Source organism: Vibrio cyclitrophicus (assembly GCF_024347435.1).
GTDB classification, from domain to species: Bacteria; Pseudomonadota; Gammaproteobacteria; order Enterobacterales; family Vibrionaceae; genus Vibrio; species Vibrio cyclitrophicus.
In genome coordinates, this window is sequence record NZ_AP025480.1 from 912,023 (window position 1) to 931,468 (window position 19,446).

At 44.2% G+C, this 19,446-nt stretch carries 19 protein-coding genes and 1 tRNA gene; 15 read left to right on the forward strand and 5 right to left on the reverse strand.

Annotated elements, in window-relative coordinates; all coding sequences use genetic code 11:
* The first annotated feature begins 268 nt into the window (after positions 1–268).
* Positions 269–874 (forward strand): VOC family protein, encoded by a 606-nt coding sequence (locus OCW38_RS04300; protein ID WP_010436821.1) that lies wholly within the window; start codon positions 269–271, stop codon positions 872–874.
* Between the two features lie 114 nt (positions 875–988).
* Here the strand turns inward: OCW38_RS04300 and purU are convergent, their stop codons facing one another.
* Positions 989–1,822 carry a formyltetrahydrofolate deformylase gene (gene purU / locus OCW38_RS04305; protein ID WP_010436824.1) on the reverse strand — a complete coding sequence of 278 codons (834 nt, stop codon included), beginning with the start codon at positions 1,820–1,822 and terminating at the stop codon, positions 989–991.
* A 281-nt stretch (positions 1,823–2,103) separates the two neighbouring features.
* Between purU and OCW38_RS04310 the strand changes: the two genes are divergently transcribed.
* The 8 genes from OCW38_RS04310 (at position 2,104) to rnd (ending at position 10,147) form a co-directional block, all read left to right on the forward strand.
* A complete protein-coding gene (locus tag OCW38_RS04310) occupies positions 2,104–2,304 on the forward strand; it encodes a hypothetical protein (RefSeq protein WP_010436827.1) in 201 nt (66 codons plus the stop codon).
* 160 nt (positions 2,305–2,464) lie between these two features.
* A complete protein-coding gene (locus OCW38_RS04315) occupies positions 2,465–4,393 on the forward strand; it encodes an ATP-dependent DNA helicase (protein ID WP_016767494.1) in 1,929 nt (642 codons plus the stop codon).
* A 59-nt stretch (positions 4,394–4,452) separates the two neighbouring features.
* Positions 4,453–5,154: a tRNA (adenosine(37)-N6)-threonylcarbamoyltransferase complex dimerization subunit type 1 TsaB gene (gene tsaB / locus OCW38_RS04320; protein WP_016783789.1), complete on the forward strand. Its 702-nt coding sequence runs from the start codon at positions 4,453–4,455 to the stop codon at positions 5,152–5,154.
* Positions 5,155–5,273: 119 nt separating this feature from the next.
* Complete coding sequence (locus OCW38_RS04325; RefSeq protein ID WP_010436836.1) at positions 5,274–5,579, forward strand: hypothetical protein; 306 nt, start codon at positions 5,274–5,276, stop codon at positions 5,577–5,579.
* A 39-nt stretch (positions 5,580–5,618) separates the two neighbouring features.
* Positions 5,619–6,179: a Slp family lipoprotein gene (locus OCW38_RS04330; protein WP_010436838.1), complete on the forward strand. Its 561-nt coding sequence runs from the start codon at positions 5,619–5,621 to the stop codon at positions 6,177–6,179.
* 53 nt (positions 6,180–6,232) lie between these two features.
* A complete protein-coding gene (locus OCW38_RS04335; RefSeq protein WP_010436841.1) occupies positions 6,233–7,084 on the forward strand; it encodes an alpha/beta fold hydrolase in 852 nt (283 codons plus the stop codon).
* 105 nt (positions 7,085–7,189) lie between these two features.
* Positions 7,190–8,884, forward strand: coding sequence for a long-chain-fatty-acid--CoA ligase FadD (fadD, locus tag OCW38_RS04340; RefSeq protein ID WP_010436843.1), 1,695 nt, complete (start codon positions 7,190–7,192; stop codon positions 8,882–8,884).
* 144 nt (positions 8,885–9,028) lie between these two features.
* Entirely contained in the window at positions 9,029–10,147 is a 1,119-nt protein-coding gene (gene rnd / locus OCW38_RS04345) for a ribonuclease D (RefSeq protein ID WP_010436844.1), read from the forward strand.
* 113 nt (positions 10,148–10,260) lie between these two features.
* Here the strand turns inward: rnd and minE are convergent, their stop codons facing one another.
* The 3 genes from minE to minC are packed head-to-tail and all read right to left on the reverse strand — an operon-like array spanning position 10,261 to position 12,027.
* Positions 10,261–10,524, reverse strand: a complete 264-nt coding sequence (gene minE, locus OCW38_RS04350) for a cell division topological specificity factor MinE (RefSeq protein WP_010436847.1) — start codon at positions 10,522–10,524, stop codon at positions 10,261–10,263.
* Positions 10,525–10,530: 6 nt separating this feature from the next.
* Positions 10,531–11,343, reverse strand: coding sequence for a septum site-determining protein MinD (gene minD / locus OCW38_RS04355; RefSeq protein WP_010436849.1), 813 nt, complete (start codon positions 11,341–11,343; stop codon positions 10,531–10,533).
* A 21-nt stretch (positions 11,344–11,364) separates the two neighbouring features.
* Positions 11,365–12,027, reverse strand: coding sequence for a septum site-determining protein MinC (gene minC, locus OCW38_RS04360; RefSeq protein ID WP_010436851.1), 663 nt, complete (start codon positions 12,025–12,027; stop codon positions 11,365–11,367).
* A 221-nt stretch (positions 12,028–12,248) separates the two neighbouring features.
* Here minC and OCW38_RS04365 point away from each other — a divergent pair, with 221 nt between their 5' ends.
* From OCW38_RS04365 to OCW38_RS04385, 5 genes are all read left to right on the forward strand, one after another.
* A complete protein-coding gene (locus tag OCW38_RS04365; RefSeq protein WP_010436854.1) occupies positions 12,249–12,539 on the forward strand; it encodes a YcgL domain-containing protein in 291 nt (96 codons plus the stop codon).
* A gap of 30 nt (positions 12,540–12,569) precedes the next feature.
* Positions 12,570–13,568 carry a lytic murein transglycosylase gene (locus OCW38_RS04370; protein WP_016787718.1) on the forward strand — a complete coding sequence of 333 codons (999 nt, stop codon included), beginning with the start codon at positions 12,570–12,572 and terminating at the stop codon, positions 13,566–13,568.
* Between the two features lie 145 nt (positions 13,569–13,713).
* Positions 13,714–14,634, forward strand: coding sequence for a LysR family transcriptional regulator (locus tag OCW38_RS04375; RefSeq protein ID WP_016798165.1), 921 nt, complete (start codon positions 13,714–13,716; stop codon positions 14,632–14,634).
* Between the two features lie 205 nt (positions 14,635–14,839).
* On the forward strand, positions 14,840–16,039 hold the full coding sequence (locus OCW38_RS04380) for a NupC/NupG family nucleoside CNT transporter (protein ID WP_261895212.1): 1,200 nt from the start codon (positions 14,840–14,842) through the stop codon (positions 16,037–16,039).
* Between the two features lie 185 nt (positions 16,040–16,224).
* Positions 16,225–18,039 carry a cation:proton antiporter gene (locus OCW38_RS04385; protein WP_261895214.1) on the forward strand — a complete coding sequence of 605 codons (1,815 nt, stop codon included), beginning with the start codon at positions 16,225–16,227 and terminating at the stop codon, positions 18,037–18,039.
* A gap of 115 nt (positions 18,040–18,154) precedes the next feature.
* Here OCW38_RS04385 and folD read toward each other — a convergent pair whose 3' ends face one another.
* Complete coding sequence (gene folD, locus OCW38_RS04390) at positions 18,155–19,012, reverse strand: bifunctional methylenetetrahydrofolate dehydrogenase/methenyltetrahydrofolate cyclohydrolase FolD (protein ID WP_010436868.1); 858 nt, start codon at positions 19,010–19,012, stop codon at positions 18,155–18,157.
* 211 nt (positions 19,013–19,223) lie between these two features.
* Between folD and OCW38_RS04395 the strand changes: the two genes are divergently transcribed.
* Positions 19,224–19,300 (forward strand) — tRNA-Arg (locus OCW38_RS04395).
* Positions 19,301–19,446: the final 146 nt, after the last annotated feature.

The window sequence follows — 19,446 nt, forward strand, 5'->3', positions numbered from 1 at the left end:
ACGATTTAATGCCGAAATGAACAGCAGACTCTGTTTAAGTTCACAGAAATGGCGGTAATCATACCAATTTTGTAAGGTTTCTTATAGGTCGAATTGATAGAAAATTAACATTTACTTAGGGGTTTTTGACAATCGACTTTTACCCGTCTGAGTTTGTCTGTTTGGGAAGCTGAGTTAGCGTACTTCGCTGAGTGTTTTTTGGCAAAGCAAGGCTTGTTGATGGAAGCAAAACTGATAACATGCAGCCATTATTTGGAGAATATAGACGATGACGATGAGCCTGAAGCAAGCTGAACTAGAACCACAACAAATGATCGCACGCCTTGATACCTTTATGGCAAAAATCGAGAACCTAGGAAATATCTTAGGTTTAGATTTAAGCTTTGCTCAAGCGGATCATATTGCGCTTCGAATCAATAAAACTGAATTAGCAAAATCTGCGCATCATGCATGGTCTGAATATGGTTCGACGATTTCAGAAGCTATGATCAACGGTCGTCCCATTGTGGTGTTGGCTTTTGATGAGCCATTACAAAGCCTAGGCTGGAGAATTGAATGCTTAGAGCTGCCATATCCTGCGGAAGGCAAGAGCTACCCTAGCCAAGATTGGGAGCACGTAGAGTTTGTGATTCCTTCTCACGCGCAAACCGCCGATGAGTATTTAGCGGATCTTAAAGAAACCTACCCGCTGTTTGCTGCTAACTTTGACACTTTGTCGGAGCACGGTGTTAAGGTAAAACTCTCTAGTCCGAAAGGCGAGGGTGAACGTTTGAATAACCCAACCGTTGCATTCAAGCATCAAGGGATTTGCATCAAGCTGCATCCACACACTTTGAAGAAGATTGTTGAGTCTGAACAAGCTGAATTTGAGTAGGGATTTACTGGGAATATCTTAAGCCAACCTGAGATTTAGATACAAAAAACGCGCAATGGGGTTAACCCTATTGCGCGTTTTTATTTCTGATTGGGAAGCTAATTAATATTCGGCTTACAGAATCACTGTTTTGTTACCATAAACAAATACATGATCGTTGACCACTTTGTTCAAGGCTTTGCTCAATACATTCTTTTCTACGTCACGACCAGCTTGTGCCATGTCTTTCGCGCTGAAGTTGTGATCCACAGGGATAACATCTTGCTTAATGATTGGACCTTCATCGAGATCGTTCGTTACAAAGTGCGCCGTAGCACCAATGATCTTAACACCACGCTCGTAGGCTTGTTGGTATGGCTTAGCACCAATGAAAGCTGGCAAGAAGCTGTGGTGAATGTTGATTATCTTATGGTTGTATTTTTCAACAAATCCCGGAGTCAACACACGCATGTACTTCGCAAGTACAAGGTAATCCGCCTCATATTGATCAATAACTTCAAGCATCTTCTTCTCATGCTCTTGGCGATTTAGCCCTTCATGAGAAACATGGTGATATGGGATGTCAAAACGTTCAGTTAGGCTTTGTAGCGTATCGTAGTTACCGACAACGGCCGCGATATCAACATCTAAGCTACCATCGAAATTTTTCATCAGAATATCGCCAAGGCAGTGTGCTTCTTTTGTCACCAAGATAACAACACGTTTGCGAGACGAATCTACAAGTTTACGTTTTGTGTTTTCTGGTAGAGCTTGGTCTAAATCAGCAAGCAGAGTTTCATCATTGAAATACCCTTCTAACTCGGTACGCATGAAAAAGTGACCACTTGTATTATCTACAAATTCATTGTTGTGGATAATATTGAGTTGGTGCTTGTAACAAATGTTGGTGATCTTTGAGATGAGGCCAGGGGCGTCAGTACAGTGTGTGAGTAACGTTTTTCTTTCCATTTGCATCTTACTTCCATGAAATATTTTTATTATTCAAATTAAATGCAGGCCGCCGAACGGTGAACTGAGCCGCAATATAACCGTTATAATTAATCTATTATCGAGTTGGTTTCAACAAATTCTGCTGTTCATTTATCGGTTTGAACAATTGCTTTATGTAGAAATATCCGTTTTTAGATAGTAATAAAGGCAGAAGCTTAGTTTTTATAGTTTTGACCTTAGTACGCATTTGAACTTCAACCGAGGTAATTCTTGCCGCGGTAAAAATAGAGGTGATACTTATGGATAAAGAGTTACTAGCAAAAAAATTGTACTGCAAGCGAGTGAATTCATTGGTGAGAGGTACCGAGTTAGACGGTAATATTCTAGATGAAATGTGGGAAAGTAAGACTTCACCATTCGATGCAGTAAAAGCCATCCAACCTTGTGATAACCATTTCGAAGGTGCTTCTTGGTTGTCGCGTTATCTTAGCCGAAAATGAAAACGATTCTTTGATTACTACTTCTCTGGTCGTTACCTATTAGGTCGCTTAAACCAAATCAAACGAAACCAAATACCTCCGGCGCGAAGTCATTCTTGATTCGCACCGGCTCACTAAACCTGACATAATTCGCCTTCTATTTTTCCAAGCCTCGTACTCTATGATATCTAAAACGTTTTCTGCTGATGGTGCTCTGGGTAAAGCGATTCCAGGGTTTCAACCACGACAAGCTCAGTTAGACATGGCTGAAGCGGTCTCACAAGCAATTCAACAACAAAGCCAATTAGTTGTTGAGGCAGGGACGGGTACCGGTAAGACGTTTGCTTATCTAGTACCGGCACTGCTTAGTGGTAAGAAAACCATTATTAGTACGGGGTCAAAAAACCTTCAAGAACAGCTATTTCATCGTGACTTACCATTGATGGTCGATGCGCTTGGTTTTTATGGTCAGGTTGCTTTGCTGAAAGGTCGTTCAAACTATTTATGTTTGGATAGGTTGAGCCGCCAAATGATAGAGAGTCATGGCACTCATACTGATCCAACACTACTAGCGCAATTGGTAAAAGTTCGTAGTTGGTCGTCATCCACTCAGACGGGTGATTTGGGTGATTGTGATGATATCGCTGAAGACAGCCCTGTTATCCCGACTATTACCTCAACTAATGATAACTGCTTAGGTAAAGAGTGCCCAAGCTACACTGATTGCTTCGTGCTTAAGGCGCGTAAAAAAGCGATGGACTCTGATGTTGTTGTAGTGAACCACCACTTGTTCTTAGCGGATTTAGCGATTAAAGAAACCGGATTTGGTGAACTGATACCTGAAGCCGATGTGTTTATTTTCGATGAAGCGCACCAACTTCCTGATATCGCCAGTCAGTATTTCGGGCAATCGGTTTCTAGTCGACAGATCCAGGAGCTAGCCAAAGACATTGAAATCGCTTACCGAACTGAAGCCAAAGACATGCGTCAGCTGCAGAAAGTAGGGGATAGACTCGTTCAATCGTCAGCTGATCTGCGTATCGTACTCGGTGATACCGGCTTTCGTGGTAACTGGCGTGAAGCATTGAAGTCAGAGTCGATTGCAAGAGAGCTAGTACGTTTACAAGATGCGTTGCAGCTTGCGGTCGATGTATTGAAATTGGCACTGGGGCGAAGTCAGTTATTAGATACGGCTTTTGAGCGTGCAACGATGATTAAGTCGCGTATCGAACGTGTATGTGATGTGTCGATTACCGGTTATTCCTATTGGTATGACACCACGCCACGCCACTTTGCTTTACACATCACACCATTGTCGGTCGCGGATAAATTCCACGAACAAATCGAGCTTAAACCGGGAGCATGGGTGTTTACCTCAGCAACTTTGGCTGTGTCGGACGATTTCGACCATTTCACCTCTCGACTCGGGTTAAAACCGTCAGCACAGTTTTCACTGCCAAGCCCGTTTGACTATCCAAATCAGGCGCGTTTGTGTGTGCCTCGCTATCTTCCCGAACCAAATAGTCCCGGCTTAGCGGATAAGCTAGTAAGAATGTTGACCCCTGTGATTGAGCAAAACCAAGGTCGCTGTTTCTTCTTGTGTACCTCTCACAGCATGATGAAAGAGCTAGGCGAAAGATTCCGTGAAACGCTCTCGGTTCCAGTCCTGCTACAAGGTGAGACAAGTAAACAAAAAACCTTAGCCGAATTCATGGAATTAGGTAACGCATTGCTGGTAGCCACTGGCGCTTTCTGGGAAGGGATAGATGTTAGGGGCGACGCATTAAGCTGTGTTATCATCGATAAATTGCCCTTTACAGCCCCTGATGATCCTTTATTAAAGGCTCGAATCGAAGACTGTAAGTTAAAAGGGGGGGATCCTTTTGCACAGGTGCAGTTGCCAGACGCTGTAATTACCTTGAAACAAGGTGTTGGCCGTTTGATACGTGATAAACGCGACAATGGCGCTTTGATTATTTGCGATAACCGCTTGGTGACTCGCGATTACGGTGGCATATTTTTGGCGAGTTTACCGCCTATCCCACGTACCCGTGACTTAGGGATTATTAAAGAATTCTTAGCTAAAGACCATTCAACCGCTGCTGAGTAATTAGCATTGTTGAGCTTAGCCATTATTTTTAGATTAGATAACGAATATTTGAGACACGAATGAGCGCGAAAATTCTTGCAGTAGATACCGCAACTGAAAACTGTTCAGTTGCACTAGTAATGGGTGACCAGGTGTTCGCACGTAGCGAAGAGGCTCCTCGAGACCATACGAAAAAAATTCTACCTATGGTTGATGAAGTACTGAAAGAAGCGAATGTCGCTTTAACCGATATCGACGCAATCGCGTTTGGCCAAGGCCCAGGCAGTTTCACGGGTGTGCGTATTGGTATCGGTATTGCTCAAGGCTTGGCTTTTGGTGCTGATTTACCGATGATCGGTGTGTCTACATTGGCAGCGATGGCGCAGGGCAGCTACCGTAAATTTGGTGAAACGCACGTAGCAACAGCGATTGATGCTCGCATGAGTGAAGTGTACTGGGCTCGTTACAGCCGTGAACAAGATGGTCGTTGGACTGCAGTTGATGCTGAGTGTGTTACACCACCAAGCGAATTAGCTGCGCAGCTTGAAGCGGATTCTGAGACATGGGCAAAAGTCGGCACAGGGTGGGAAGCGTATGCAGAGCATATGGACACACTAGCGATCAACACCAAAGCGTGTGAAGTGCTGTTCCCAGAAGCTCAAGATATGGCGTTCCTTGCTCAGTTTGCTTACGCAGACGGTAAAGCGGTTGCAGCAGAAGAGTCTGAGCCTGTTTATCTTCGTGATAAAGTGACGTGGAAAAAGCTGCCAGGTCGTGAGTAAATAGGTACTGTTTGGCTCTGCAACATATCTTGTAGAGCCATGATAAACTCATAATTCAGATCACTAAAGTCAGATCACTAAAGTCAGATCACTAAAGTCAGGTATAAAACTCTTCAAGCATGGTTTCAATAAACGGCTTACCTCCTTCTTCGATAGGCAATACATCCAAAACCAATCGAACCAATAAAAAGAATGAGGTAAAAAAAGGCGATGCAAAAACCTCAGTTGGTCAGCCAACTAGGGTCGCGAATGCTGTCTCGCATTCGATTCGCCAAGTTAAAGAATCTGAGATTCACAAAGCTCAGGTTCAATATGATCTTCCTGAAGGACGTGGACGACGTGCGATGGAAGAGTATATGGATGTGATGAATCAAGCTAAAAAAGAGGAACTTGCGAAGCTTATTGGGGTCGATATTTATATCTAGCTTTGCGCTCTTATTTCTCCTGTTCCAAGGACCAGCATTATGTTTTCTCTCATTTCTAAATCTCGCTTATTTTTCCTTGTTGCTTTCTCTTCGATGGTGATGGGGTGCTCATCGCTTCCAAAAGAACTTAATGCAAACTCAGAACAAGTGGTTACCAATTATCAGGAATGGGTAAACACCCTACCGGATGCGGGCGATGTTCGCTTAGGTGGTGTGATTGCCAAAGTAACTAACTTGAAAGATAAGACGCGTGTTGAAGTGGTTAATATGGCGATCTCAAGTAACGGAAAACCTGATCTAGATGCCGAGCCAAAAGGGCGTTTTGTTGCGTACATTGATGGTTATGTTGAACCATTGAGCTTTGCTGAAGGCCGATTGGTTACTTTAGTTGGCACATCAAATGGCTCAGAAGATAGCACCATTGGTGATTATCCTTATACCTTCCCAGTCATGAATGTATATAACCAACGCTTGTGGCAAATTACAGAGAGAGTGGTTGTGAACGACTTTGCTCCTACCTATTATTCATGTCGCAGCTTACATTGTCGTAGTTTCCAAACGATGCCAAGACAAGGCCGCGTAATTAAAGACGTCGAATAGGCAGAGTTGGTTAAGATTTATGGATACATCAAAACAGGGAAAACAAACCGTATATGATTGAAAAGTCATACTCCCTTGCAAGTGGAACACTTGCAACACAGCAGATTGGTAACCCAAAAACGACCGCAACGACGGTCGTTTTTATTCATGGGTGGCTTGATAACTCAGCGAGCTTTTCTTCTGTTATATCGAATCTACAAGTACTTTCACCAAATTCTCATCTGGTTGCGATTGACCTCTTTGGTCATGGCTTTTCATCTCATAAGTCAGGCAGTTACTACCCATTTCACGACTATATCGATGATTTGCATCAGTTGGTGACTAAATTATCGCCAAACAGACTGGTACTAGTAGGACATTCACTTGGTGCATTGATCGCAAGTTGCTATAGTGCCGCCTTTCCTGAAAAGGTGTCAGGATTAATTCAAATTGAAGGTCACGGACCTCTTTCAGAAGCTCCCCACGAAACAGTCTCTCGCTTGAGGGAAGGGGTACTCAGTCGTCTTCGACAGCGAAGAAAGCCTTCACGTCCTCTAGCAAGCCTTGAGGATGCTATTAAGCTGAGAGTTCACGCCAATCAAATTAAAGCAGAACTTATTGCTCCTATTGTTGAGCGAGGTATTGCCGAGTTCGAGAACTCTTGGCAATGGCGATGCGACCCTAACCTAAAATGTGACTCGTTGTATCGTATGTCACAGACGCATGCTGAAGTGATCATGGCGGCTATTGAATGCCCTCAATTAATAGTTTTAGGGAATGATGGATTCCGACATTTGCAGCATAATCGCTACAAATCAGCCCATAGTTCTCTGCATATAGAGACTATTCCTGGCGGACATCATTGTCATTTAGAGAGCCCAGAGCTAGTTTCAGAGCTAATTCTTGGTGTAGTTAACAAAATTTAAACAAGTGTTTGAGCCTTTTAGTGCTCATGCACTAAAGCTGTGCTGTAATACCGCAATGATAAATAGCGGCGAGCAGTCGTCAGCTGATAAACGAGGAGTAACATCGTGGATAAACCTTGGCTTTCACGTTATCCAAGTGACGTACCAGAAACGATCAACCCAGATCAGTACCCATCTCTTATTGAAATGTTCGAACAGTCGGTACAGAAGTACGCAGACCAACCGGCATTCGAGAACATGGGGTCTATCATGACATTCCGTAAGCTTGAAGAGCGCAGTCGTGCTTTTGCTGCTTACCTGCAGAATGATCTGAAACTGAAGAAAGGCGATCGTGTCGCACTTATGATGCCAAACCTGCTGCAATACCCAATTGCACTCTTTGGTGTATTGCGTGCAGGTATGATTGCAGTGAACGTCAACCCGCTGTATACGCCTCGTGAACTTGAACATCAACTGAACGATTCTGGTGCAAAGGCGATTGTGATCGTATCTAACTTTGCGAGTACGCTAGAAAAAGTGGTGGACAACACTCCAGTTAAACACGTTGTTCTAACCAGTCTAGGGCAAATGCTGCCGCGTGCTAAAGGAACAATTGTCGACTTCGTTGTGAAATACGTAAAAGGTATGGTACCTAAGTATGATCTGCCGGGTGCTATCTCGTTTCGAAAAGCGCTGCACAAAGGCCGTCGTCTGCAATATGTGAAGCCGTTTATGGCGGGTGATGACATCGCGTTCCTACAGTACACGGGTGGCACAACGGGCGTAGCGAAAGGCGCAATCCTAACGCATCGCAATATGATTGCGAACGTACTTCAAGCGAAAGGGGCATACGGCCCTGTATTGCAAGAAGGCCGAGAACTGGTGGTAACAGCTTTGCCGCTATACCACGTATTCGCGCTGACTGTGAACTGTTTATTGTTTGTTGAGATGGGTGGTCGAAACCTGCTTATTACTAACCCTCGCGATATTCCTGGTTTCATCAAAGAGCTACAAAAGGTCCCATTTACTGCGATTACAGGCGTAAACACGCTGTTCAATGCACTAGTAAACAACGAAGATTTCCACGAGCTAGATTTCAGTAACTTACGCTTGTCTGTTGGTGGCGGTATGGCGGTTCAACGTGCTGTTGCTGAACAATGGAAGAAAGTGACAGGTATTCACTTGCTGGAAGGTTATGGTTTAACCGAGTGTGCTCCTTTGGTTACGGGTAATCCTTATGACTTGAAAGACTACACGGGTGCAATCGGCTTGCCTGTACCATCGACGGAAGTTCGTATCATTGATGATGAAGGTAAAGTAATTGCCAATGATCAAGTGGGTGAATTGCAAGTTCGTGGTCCTCAAGTGATGCAAGGTTACTGGCAACGCCCAGAAGCGACCAAAGAGGTGATCGATCAAGACGGTTGGTTATCGACAGGTGACATCGTTAAGTTTGACGAAGAAGGCTTGCTGTACATCGTTGACCGTAAGAAAGACATGATTCTTGTGTCTGGATTTAACGTCTACCCGAACGAGATTGAAGACGTAGTGGCTCTGCATGGTAAAGTGTTAGAAGTAGCGGCTATCGGCCAACCTCATGAGGTGTCTGGTGAGCTGGTTAAGATTTACGTGGTAAAACGTGATCCTAGCCTAACCAAAGAAGACATTATCGCGCACTGTCGTGAACACCTAACTGGCTACAAGATCCCTAAATTGATTGAGTTCCGTGAAGAGTTACCGAAAACCAATGTCGGTAAGATTTTGCGCCGTGTATTACGTGAAGAGAATGATGCTGAGCTTGCTAAACGCGCAAGCGAGTAACGAGCTAATTTTCGAGTAGCCATCGCACCAGAAACCATCGAAGTGCTTAATCTAAGCGAGCGCCGAAAAATGGTGTTAGAATGCCGACAGTTAATGTCGGCATTTTTGTATCCGGCGATCAAAGTAAAACCAGTGAGAGTTTTTGTGGATTATCAAATCATTACCCAATTGAAAGACCTTGAGCGAGTTTGCCAACAAGCACGTGAAGCCGATGTCGTTATGCTTGATACGGAGTTTGTTCGTACAAGAACCTATTACCCTCAATTAGGCTTGATTCAGTTATTTGATGGTGAAACGCTGTCACTGATTGACCCTATTGCTCTTGGTGAAATGACACCGTTTGTAGGGTTGTTAAAAGATGCTTCTGTCCTAAAAGTGCTGCATGCTTGCGGTGAAGATTTAGAAGTATTCCAGAACGCATTTGGTTGCACGCCAACTCCAATGGTCGATACTCAGATCATGGCGGCTTTTTTAGGTCATGGCTTATCAACTGGCTTTGCTGCCTTGGTTTCAGAGTTTGTCGGTGTTGATTTAGACAAGAGTGAATCTCGCACTGATTGGCTAGCTCGTCCGCTTTCTCAAAAACAGCTCGACTATGCTGCGGCAGACGTTCATTACCTAATGCCTATGTACAACAAGCTTCTAGAAAAAGTGATGGAAGCAGGCTGGTGGGAAGCGGCTCAACAAGAGTCTGATTTACAAGTGGCTAAGCGTATCCGTAAAGCAAACCCTGACAGCGCTTACCTTGATATTAAGGGTGCGTGGCAGTTAAAGCCTAAGCAGCTCGCTATCTTAAGACCCCTTGCAACTTGGCGTTTAAAAGAAGCGATTAAGCGCGATTTAGCGTTGAACTTTGTATTCAAAGAGCAAGACTTGTGGGCCGTGGCGCGTTTTTCGATGAAAGATCCCAAGCAAATGGAGCAAGAAGGTTTTGATTACCGCTCTGTACGCCGCCATGGTGCTAAAATCAGTTCAATCGTTAAGTTAGCTGAGCATACTCCAGAAGAAGAGTACCCAGCACCAGTAGAACGCTTAATGGACTATCCAGGCTACAAGCAAGTATTCAAAGTGTTGAAAGACGAAGTGAAAACGGCATCGCAACACAGTGGTTTAGCAACGGAATTTTTAGCATCCAAGAAGCAACTAAATCAAGTGTTGAGCTGGGTTTGGAAACATGACCGTAACCCTGAGAAATTGCCTGATGTTATGCAAGGCTGGCGTTTAGAAGTGGTTGGCGAGAAGCTTAACAAAGCGATCAAATAACCGTTTATTGCTCCCAAGTTTAAGCGAACTACAACTATAAAATTGTAGACACAAAAAAGAGAGCCTAGGCTCTCTTTTTTATTGAGTATTGATAAGCACGGCTCTAGCTCTACTTATCGATCTTCTTCTGGAAGTTTAACATTCAGCTCTAATACTGAAATGTCGTCATCTTTGTGTTCGAACGTTAGATCAACCATTGAAGGATCCACCTCAACGTACTTTGCAATACACTTCAAGATGTCTTCTTTTAGTTGTGGTAAGTATGACGGTGCTGGGTCGTCATGGCTACGTCGCTCTGCAACAATGATCTGCAAACGCTCCTTGGCTAGGTTTGCGGTTGTCTTTTTCTGTGGTCTAAAAAACTCTAATAATGACATTGCGTATTAGCCCCCGAACAGTCTTTTGAAGATGCCTTTCTTCTGCTCCGTTAAGAAACGGAAGTCTACTTGGTTACCCAGTAGTCGTTCTACAGTATCATTGTAAGCCATGCCTGCATCGGTTGCTTCGTCAAAGATAACGGGCACACCTTTGTTCGATGCGTTCAATACCGCTTGGCTCTCTGGAATTACACCCAGTAGAGATATGTGCAGAATTTCTTCAACGTCTTCTACACTTAGCATCTCACCTTGAGTCACACGTGCTGGGTTGTAGCGAGTCAGTAAAAGGTGCGTTTTCACTGGCTCTAAGCCGTCTTCTGAACGACGAGATTTAGAGTCAAGAATACCTAGAATACGGTCTGAATCGCGTACAGAAGAAACTTCTGGGTTAGTCGTAACAATCGCTTCGTCAGCGAAGTACAACGCCATCAGAGCACCTTGCTCGATACCTGCCGGAGAATCACAGATGATGAAATCAAAGCCCATTTCATCCAGTTCATCAAATACACGACGAACACCATCTTTCGTCAGTGCGTCTTTATCACGAGTTTGAGACGCAGGAAGAATGAACAGGTTTTCCGTGCGCTTGTCTTTGATCATCGCTTGGTTCAGCGTCGCTTCACCATTGATAACGTTAACGAAGTCGTAAACAACACGACGCTCACAACCCATGATTAAATCTAGGTTACGCAGACCGATATCAAAGTCGATAACTGCGGTTTTCTTTCCTTTTAAAGCCAAACCCGAGGCTATAGCTGCACTGGAGGTCGTTTTGCCTACCCCGCCTTTACCTGACGTTACAACGATAATGCGTGCCATTCTGTTTTCCTTTTATTTCTCTTATATTGCGAGGACATCAACGTTTAATACATCGTTTGCCATACTGAACATGGTTTTCTTCTGCCAGTACTCGCTATCAATTTGATCGCTGAGCCAGTAATTTCCAGCAATGGAAACCAGCTCGGCTTGTAAATCATTACAAATTATTTTTGCTTCAGTTTGACCACTTGCACCTGCAATAGCACGGCCTCGTAAAGTGCCATGAATATGGATGCTGCCATCGGCTATCACTTCTGCTCCGGCGCTTACATGGCTTAGGATTAATAGATCGCCATCTTTTGCATACACCTGTTGGCCTGAACGAATCGGTGTTCTCACCACTTTTATCGGAGCCATTTTCGCCGGAGCTTGAGAGGGAGACTTGCTTGCTGTCATAACAGCAAAGCCAGCTTCTTTCGCTAGGTTTTGCATACGCTTATCAGAACAGCCAGCCACGCCAACCGGGATCATGCCCGCTTGAGAGATACCGCTTTTCAGTCGAATAAAGTCGATATCGCCTGCGACTTTACTGATGTTGATAACAACGGGCGCAGCAGCGAAAAACGTAGGTGCTTGGTCTACCTTCTCTTGAAGAAAAGACACTGCATTTTCGACTTGATCATCGGATAAGTGCAATACAGATAGCGTAAAACTGCTACCTTTTAGATCTGGGTTACTAGACATCGAAAAACTACAGGACCTCAATAGCGAATGGGTACAATTTCTTTATCAATAAAATAAAGGGCATTGCCTGAAACTAGGTTTATCATGTTATATTCCCAAACCAAGCACAGCAAGTAATCTTGTTGTCAAATGAACGTTTTGTTCTCAATATTTCCCCAACATAAACTATTGATCTCGCAAGTGAGAGTTTTGTAGTCATAAACAATTAAAAAAGGTTTGTCATGCTGTGTTCTATATATAAAAGTTCAAAGAAAGAAGGAACATACCTTTATATCCCTAAGAAGGATGATTTCTCACAAGTTCCTGACGCATTGATGCAAATGTTTGGTAAACCTAGTTTTGTAATGGTAATTAAAATGGATGGCCGTAAACTGGCTCAAGTGAACATCGATAAAGTGAGAGAGTCACTGAATACCGATGGTTTCTTTTTGCAGGTTCCGCCACCACCGGTTAATGAGCTTGAGCTTCATAAAGAGCGTAAATCGCAACAAAAAGTTCAAGACGAAGAGTGATAGCCACCTCAATTCAGGGAGGAGTGATCGTTGAGTAAATTTTCAAAAACCATATTGGCAGTGTCGGCGTTATTATTGGGTAATAGCTTGGCCATTAGCTCAGTACAAGCTGAAGAGTTGAGCTTTGAGCAATATGTAGAAAAACTAAAGCAACAAGGCCGTGAAGAAGGCATTTCCGAAGCGATCATTGAAGAAGCCTTTGATGGTGTGACGTTTAAACCAAGAGCCGTGAAAGCCGACAAAAATCAGCCTGAGAAAAAACTGACTCTGGATGAGTACATTCCAAGAGCAGTGCCAGATTGGAAAGTGAAGCAGGCGCGAGCGCTTTATAAAGAGCATTACCAAGCGTTAAAGCGTATTGGCGATGAGTATGGCGTTCAACCAAGGTTCATTGTCGCGTTATGGGGCGTAGAGAGTAATTTTGGTAAGTTCACGGGGAATTACAGCGTTATCGATGCATTGACGACCATGGCTTATGAAGGACGCAGAGAAGCTTTCTTCCGTAAAGAAGCAATGGCGGCGTTGAAGATTCTTGATCAAGGCCATATTGCACCAAAAGAGATGAAAGGCTCATGGGCTGGCGCGATGGGGCAACCGCAGTTTATGCCAAGCTCATTCTTAGCTTACGCTGCTGATGGTAGTGGTGACGGTAAGAAAGATATTTGGGGTACTGAAGAGGACGTATTTGCTTCTGCGGCCAATTACCTCAGCCAATCAGGTTGGGATGAGCAATATACCTGGGGTCGTCAGGTTCACGTGCCATCAACGGTATCAATAGAGATGCAAGGTCGTGATGAGGACAAAGCGAAATATCTAGAAGAGTGGTCTGAACTTGGTATTACGCGTTTCGATGGTCGCGCGCTACCTAAGCTAGACGAAGACATCAAAGCTTGGCTGATTATGCCTGATGATGAAACTGGTCGTTCGTACCTCATTTACAACAACTACAATGTTCTAATGAAGTGGAATCGTTCTTACTACTTTGCGTTGGCAGTTAGCCACCTAGCAGACAGAATTAAGTTTGATTAATCGACCTAAGGTCGCCTTGAATAGCATTTAGCCTAGTATAGGCCGAACGAACTAAAGGACTCTTCGGAGTCCTTTTTGTTTTATCCGATTTTATATTTCAGAGATTTAAGAAGGTGGTCTTGTGCTAACAGATAGAGCTGCGCAGATGGTGATATTCCATGCGCTGATCAAGCACGAAGGTTTTACAAGTGCAGCAAAGAGCTTGAATGTATCGGTATCCCATATAAGTAAGCAGGTTGCTTTGCTTGAAGACTCGATTGGCATCAAGTTGGTGCAAAGAACCACACGTAGCCTGACGCTGACCGAAGCTGGGGAGCTGTTCTATCAGCACTGCGAGCAATTGTTCAATACTGTCAAAGCGGCTCAAATGGATATGGACAGCCAACGAGATGATATTTCTGGAATATTGAGAGTCGGCTTGTCACAGTCATTTGGCACACTGCATATCATTCCTGCGATTGATCAGCTCAGACAACTTTATCCTCAGTTGAGAATCGAGGTCCACTTGTTCGATTACAAAGTGGATATGATTGAAGAGCGTCTGGATCTCTGGATCACCAATAATGAAGATCTACCCGAAGGTTACATTGCGCAGCGTTTGGCTGACAGCCAGTTTGTGGTGGCCGCATCACCGGATTATCTGATTAAATCAGGGACCCCACACGTGCCTTCTGACCTTATTGAGCATAACTGCCTTATCTATCGTAGCCGAGAGCGAGACTACACATCTTGGGCGTTTGATAACGGGCAAGAGAACCTTAGCGTTAAAGTAGCGGGTGATTATTCTGTGGATTTGGCTGAAGCAGTACGGGATGCGGCAGTTTCAGGGTGGGGCGTAGCTTATCTAGCCACATATTTAGTGAAGGAAGAGTTTAGAACGGGCAAGCTCATCCAAGTTTTACCGGAATGGCGAGCGAGCCAGTTGATGCCTTTCTATGCCGTATACCCTAGCCGCAAGAATATGCCGAAGAAGCTTTCCGCGGTGATTGAATTTATTAAAGACCATATCGGATCACCGACCTATTGGGATGAAAACCTTAAAACCTGCGTTGAATTACATCGCTAACTTTTTCTAAATCTATAAATATAATTTCCATATGGAAAAAGTATGCTTTTTAATCAAAGTTATTTATTAAAATTCAATGATTTAATTAATTCCATTGCTCCGAATTGATTACCCCAACATCACGTTAACAATCGCACCTTGCCGCAAACGATTTCCTCTATACAATGCGTCGCCTTTCCTACCTACAACTTTTAGGTTGACGCACATGGCTTCCCTACTTGGAATTATCACTATTTTAGTTGCCGCTTGGTTACTATCTACGGACAGAAAAAATATCCCGCTGAGAACGGTTTCTCTAGCTTTCTTACTGCAAGTTACATTCGCGCTATTGGTACTGTATGTTCCAATGGGCAAAGAAGTATTGAATGCAGCCACAGGCGCGGTGTCTAGCTTAATCAATTATGGTCAAGAAGGGATAAACTTCCTTTTTGGTGGCCTTACCAATAATGGATTCGTTTTTGCGATTAATGTTTTGGGCATCATTATCTTTTTCTCTGCATTGATTTCAGGTTTGTACCACATCGGCTTTATGCCAAAGGTGATCAACCTCATCGGCGGCGCTTTGCAAAAGTTCCTAGGTACAGGCCGCGCGGAGTCACTGTCTGCGACGGCAAACATCTTTGTTGGCATGATCGAAGCACCATTGGTGGTCAAACCTTATCTAAAACACATGACAGACTCACAGCTGTTTGCGGTGATGGTATGTGGTTTGGCTTCAGTAGCTGGTGGCACGTTAGTTGGCTATGCATCGCTTGGTGTTGATTTGAACTACCTGATCGCTGCGGCATTTATGTCAGCGCCTGCTGGTCTATTGATGGCCAAGATTTTGGTACCAGGTAACGCAGATGAGGCTCAAGAAAATATTGAGCCTGACGTTGAAATTCCACGAGCAACAAACGTCGTTGAGGCAATGGCAGATGGGGCTATGTCTGGACTTCGCATTGCTGTTGCAGTGGGCGCAACACTACTTGCCTTTATCAGTGTGATTGCAATGCTAAATGGCTTACTGGGCATGGCTGGTGACTGGTTTGGCGTAAATCTAAGCTTCGAACTTATCCTAGGTTATGTGTTCGCTCCTGTTGCATGGCTGATTGGTGTGCTATGGTCAGAGGCTGTGGTTGCAGGTTCACTGATCGGTAACAAGATTGTCGTGAACGAGTTCGTGGCTTTCATTCAGCTAATGGACGTAAAAGATGCATTGAGCGAACACTCACAAGCGATCGTGACTTTTGCTTTATGTGGTTTTGCTAACATTTCTACCATGGCGATTCTGATCGGTGGTTTGGGCAGTTTAGTTCCAGAGCGTCGTTCTTTCATCTCACAATACGGTTTTAAAGCGATTTGTGCGGGTGTGCTTGCTAACTTAATGAGTGCAGCGATTGCTGGTGTGGTACTTTCTCTGTAGCTAGATGATAAGTACCGAATGGATGAGTCAGTCATTTTATTTCCCCCTATAGTAAAGTGACTGATTAATCGCAATAATATTCGGTTAGCACGAAAAAGAGAGCCTATAGTTTAATCACGTAGGCTTTCTTGTTTCAGCAAATAAGTTTGTATCACAGGGTGTGGTACAAATTTTTAGGGGCACAAATGGATTTGTCGATTACTTCTTCTTTGGCGTTAATTGGACTTTTGTCTTTAGCTTGTCAGCTACTTGGCTGGCGTTTGCATCTTCCCGCGATTCTCCCTCTTCTTATCGTTGGCCTGTTGCTAGGTCCCGGTTTAACTATCCTTAATCCCGATGTTATTTTCGGTGATGTTCTATTTCCGCTGATTTCGTTAGGTGTTGCTATCATTCTGTTTGAAGGTGCATTAACTCTGAATTTCAAAGAAATCAGAGGCCATGGCCGGATGGTGACTCACTTAGTGAGTTTCGGCATGTTGATTACATGGGCGTGCATCGTGATGGGGGCTTATTATTTTGTCGATTTCAGTTGGCCGTTAGCGGCACTGTTTGGGGCATTGGTGGTTGTCACTGGCCCTACGGTAATTGTACCTATGCTACGTAGTATTCAGCCCAAATCCTCTTTAGGCAGTATCTTGCGTTGGGAGGGGATTATTATTGATCCTATCGGCGCTCTATTTGCTGTTCTTGTTTATGAATACATTGTCTCTTCTGCCGATCCTACTGGGCATGTACTTTCAGCTTTGGGGCTGACTCTAGCGATTGGTTTGGGGTTAGGCAGTATTGGCGGTCACCTGATTGCTAAGATGTTACAAGGGCACTGGTTTCCGCATTATCTACGTAACGTGGCTGTCCTGACGTTGATGTTGGCGGCGTTCTCTTTTTCTAATGACCTGAGTGAAGAGTCTGGTCTATTAACCGTGACCATTATGGGTATCTGGCTTGCTAACGTGAAAGGGTTGGATCTCGAAGATATTATTGAGTTCAAAGAAACCTTAACTGTGTTACTTATCTCAGCACTGTTTATCTTACTGGCGAGTCGACTTGATTCAGGGACTTTCCTCTCGATAGGTTGGGGGGGGATTGGCTTATTAGCGGTCGTTATGCTGGTGGCTCGTCCTCTGAGTGTGTGGATCAGCGGGATCGGCACGGATCTCAGCTCGGCAGATAAATGGTTTTTGAGTTGGATGGCGCCTCGCGGGATCGTCGCTGCCGCAGTTTCTTCTCTGTTTGCAATCAAGCTTCAAGAAAAGCAATTAATCGAAGGCGCAGACCTGTTGGTGCCAATGGTGTTTTTGGTCATCATCGGTACGGTTGTGATTCAGAGTCTCACTGCCAGTTGGTGGGCAAGGAAGTTAGGTGTGACCCAGGAGAAGGCACAAGGGGTTGTATTCTTTGGTGCGACTCACTTTACACGGCAGTTTGCCAAAGTACTGGCGACACATAACATTAACAGTGTGCTTGCCGATACCAACTGGGAAAGCATTCGCTTGGCGCGCATGGATAACTTGAATGTCTATTTTGGTAATCCAGCTTCGAGCCACGCTGAAAATAATCTTGATTTGGATGGAATAGGGCGTGCGATGATTGTATCGCCGTATCGTCAAACCAACCCGTTAGTTAGCATGCACTATCAAGACGAGTTTGGAGAGAATAAAGTCTTTGAGCTTGAATCCTCAGAGAATAAACATGAAAGGCATCAAGTGAACCGCGATGGAAATAGAAGTCTGTTTTCTGAAGGGGTGACGTATTCCAAATTGAATTCACTAATGGCTCAAGGCAGCCAAATTAAGAGCACAGGCTTAACAGAAGCATTTGATCTCAACGAGTTTAAGGCTCTGTACCCTAAAGCGATTCCTCTTGGGGTGATTACCGACGGTGATTTCCGCTTAGTGACACAAGGTTCTGACCTGGAAAAACTAGCATCCACCGATTGCGAGATCGTTAGCTTACTACCACCTTCTGAACAGACAGAAAAAACCGATATTCCAGATAAGTAGCGAGTCGCTCTATATTAAAAGTGAGTAGCTTAGTATCAAAAGTGAAAAGCATAGAAAAAGCCGCAACGTTCTTCACGTTGCGGCTTTTTCATTTTATTCATACTGTCGCTGCGAGTTACTTTGAGTGAAATTGTTCACAAGCGATCATTGTATTCTCGATTAGGCTCGCTACTGTCATTGGACCTACACCACCCGGTACTGGTGTGATGAAGCTTGCGCTCTCTTTAGCCACATCGTATTCAACGTCGCCAACGAGCTTGCCAGATTCCAAACGGTTGATACCAACATCGACCACAACAGCACCTTTCTTAATCCAAGCACCAGGAATGAAGTTAGGCTTACCAACGGCAACCACCACAACATCGGCTTGACGTACATGACCTTCAAGGTCTTTGGTGAAGCGGTGACATGTTGTTGTCGTACAACCTGCTAGAAGAAGCTCTAGCGTCATTGGGCGACCTACGATGTTTGATGCGCCAACCACAACCGCGTGTTTTCCACGTAAGTCGATGTTGTAACGGTCAAGCAGCGTTATGATGCCTTTAGGCGTACAAGAGCGTAACTTAGGCATACGTTGAGCCAAACGACCTACGTTGTATGGGTGGAAGCCATCAACGTCTTTTTCTGGTGTGATGCGCTCAAGAACGTGAGTAGTATCAATACCAGCAGGCAAAGGTAGTTGAACTAGAATACCGTCAATTTCCGGATCTTCGTTCAGTTGGTCTACCAATGTTAGTAGTTCATTTTCTGTCGCTGTGGCTGGCAAATCGTAAGATTTAGAAACGAAGCCAACTTCTTCACACGCTTTACGCTTACTTCCTACGTAAACCTGAGAAGCTGGGTCTTCACCCACTAAAACAACCGCTAGGCCCGGAGCGCGTAGTCCAGCTTCTGTACGAGCTTTTACACGTGCCGCTACTTCAGAGCGAACCGTTTGAGAAATTAGCTTTCCATCAATATTTTGAGCAGTCATGAATTTCCTTAGTATTGATATTCAAGTTAGTGGCTGATGTTTTTGGCGCATTATTCCAGAAAATCTTTTTGATTACCATCAAGCAAACGATTGCTTTGGTTTAATTTTCAACACTTATATGTTTGTTGCCCTTTTTTTACTCACTTAGATCAGAATGTTACATAAAGCCGTTGCTTTACTGATTCGAATTCGTATAATTCGTTCCTGTAGCGCGCCCTTAGCTCAGCTGGATAGAGCACCTCCCTTCTAAGGAGGTGGTCGAAGGTTCGAATCCTTCAGGGCGTGCCATTATTTAAAGAAACCCGATAACTCTCCGAGTTGTCGGGTTTTTTGCATTTTACACATCATAAAACACTTCTTTTCAAGCGCTACTCATTTTTTTCTGTTATTCGTTTCATTCGGTTTATGTAATATAAAGTTAAAATTGTTCGTTT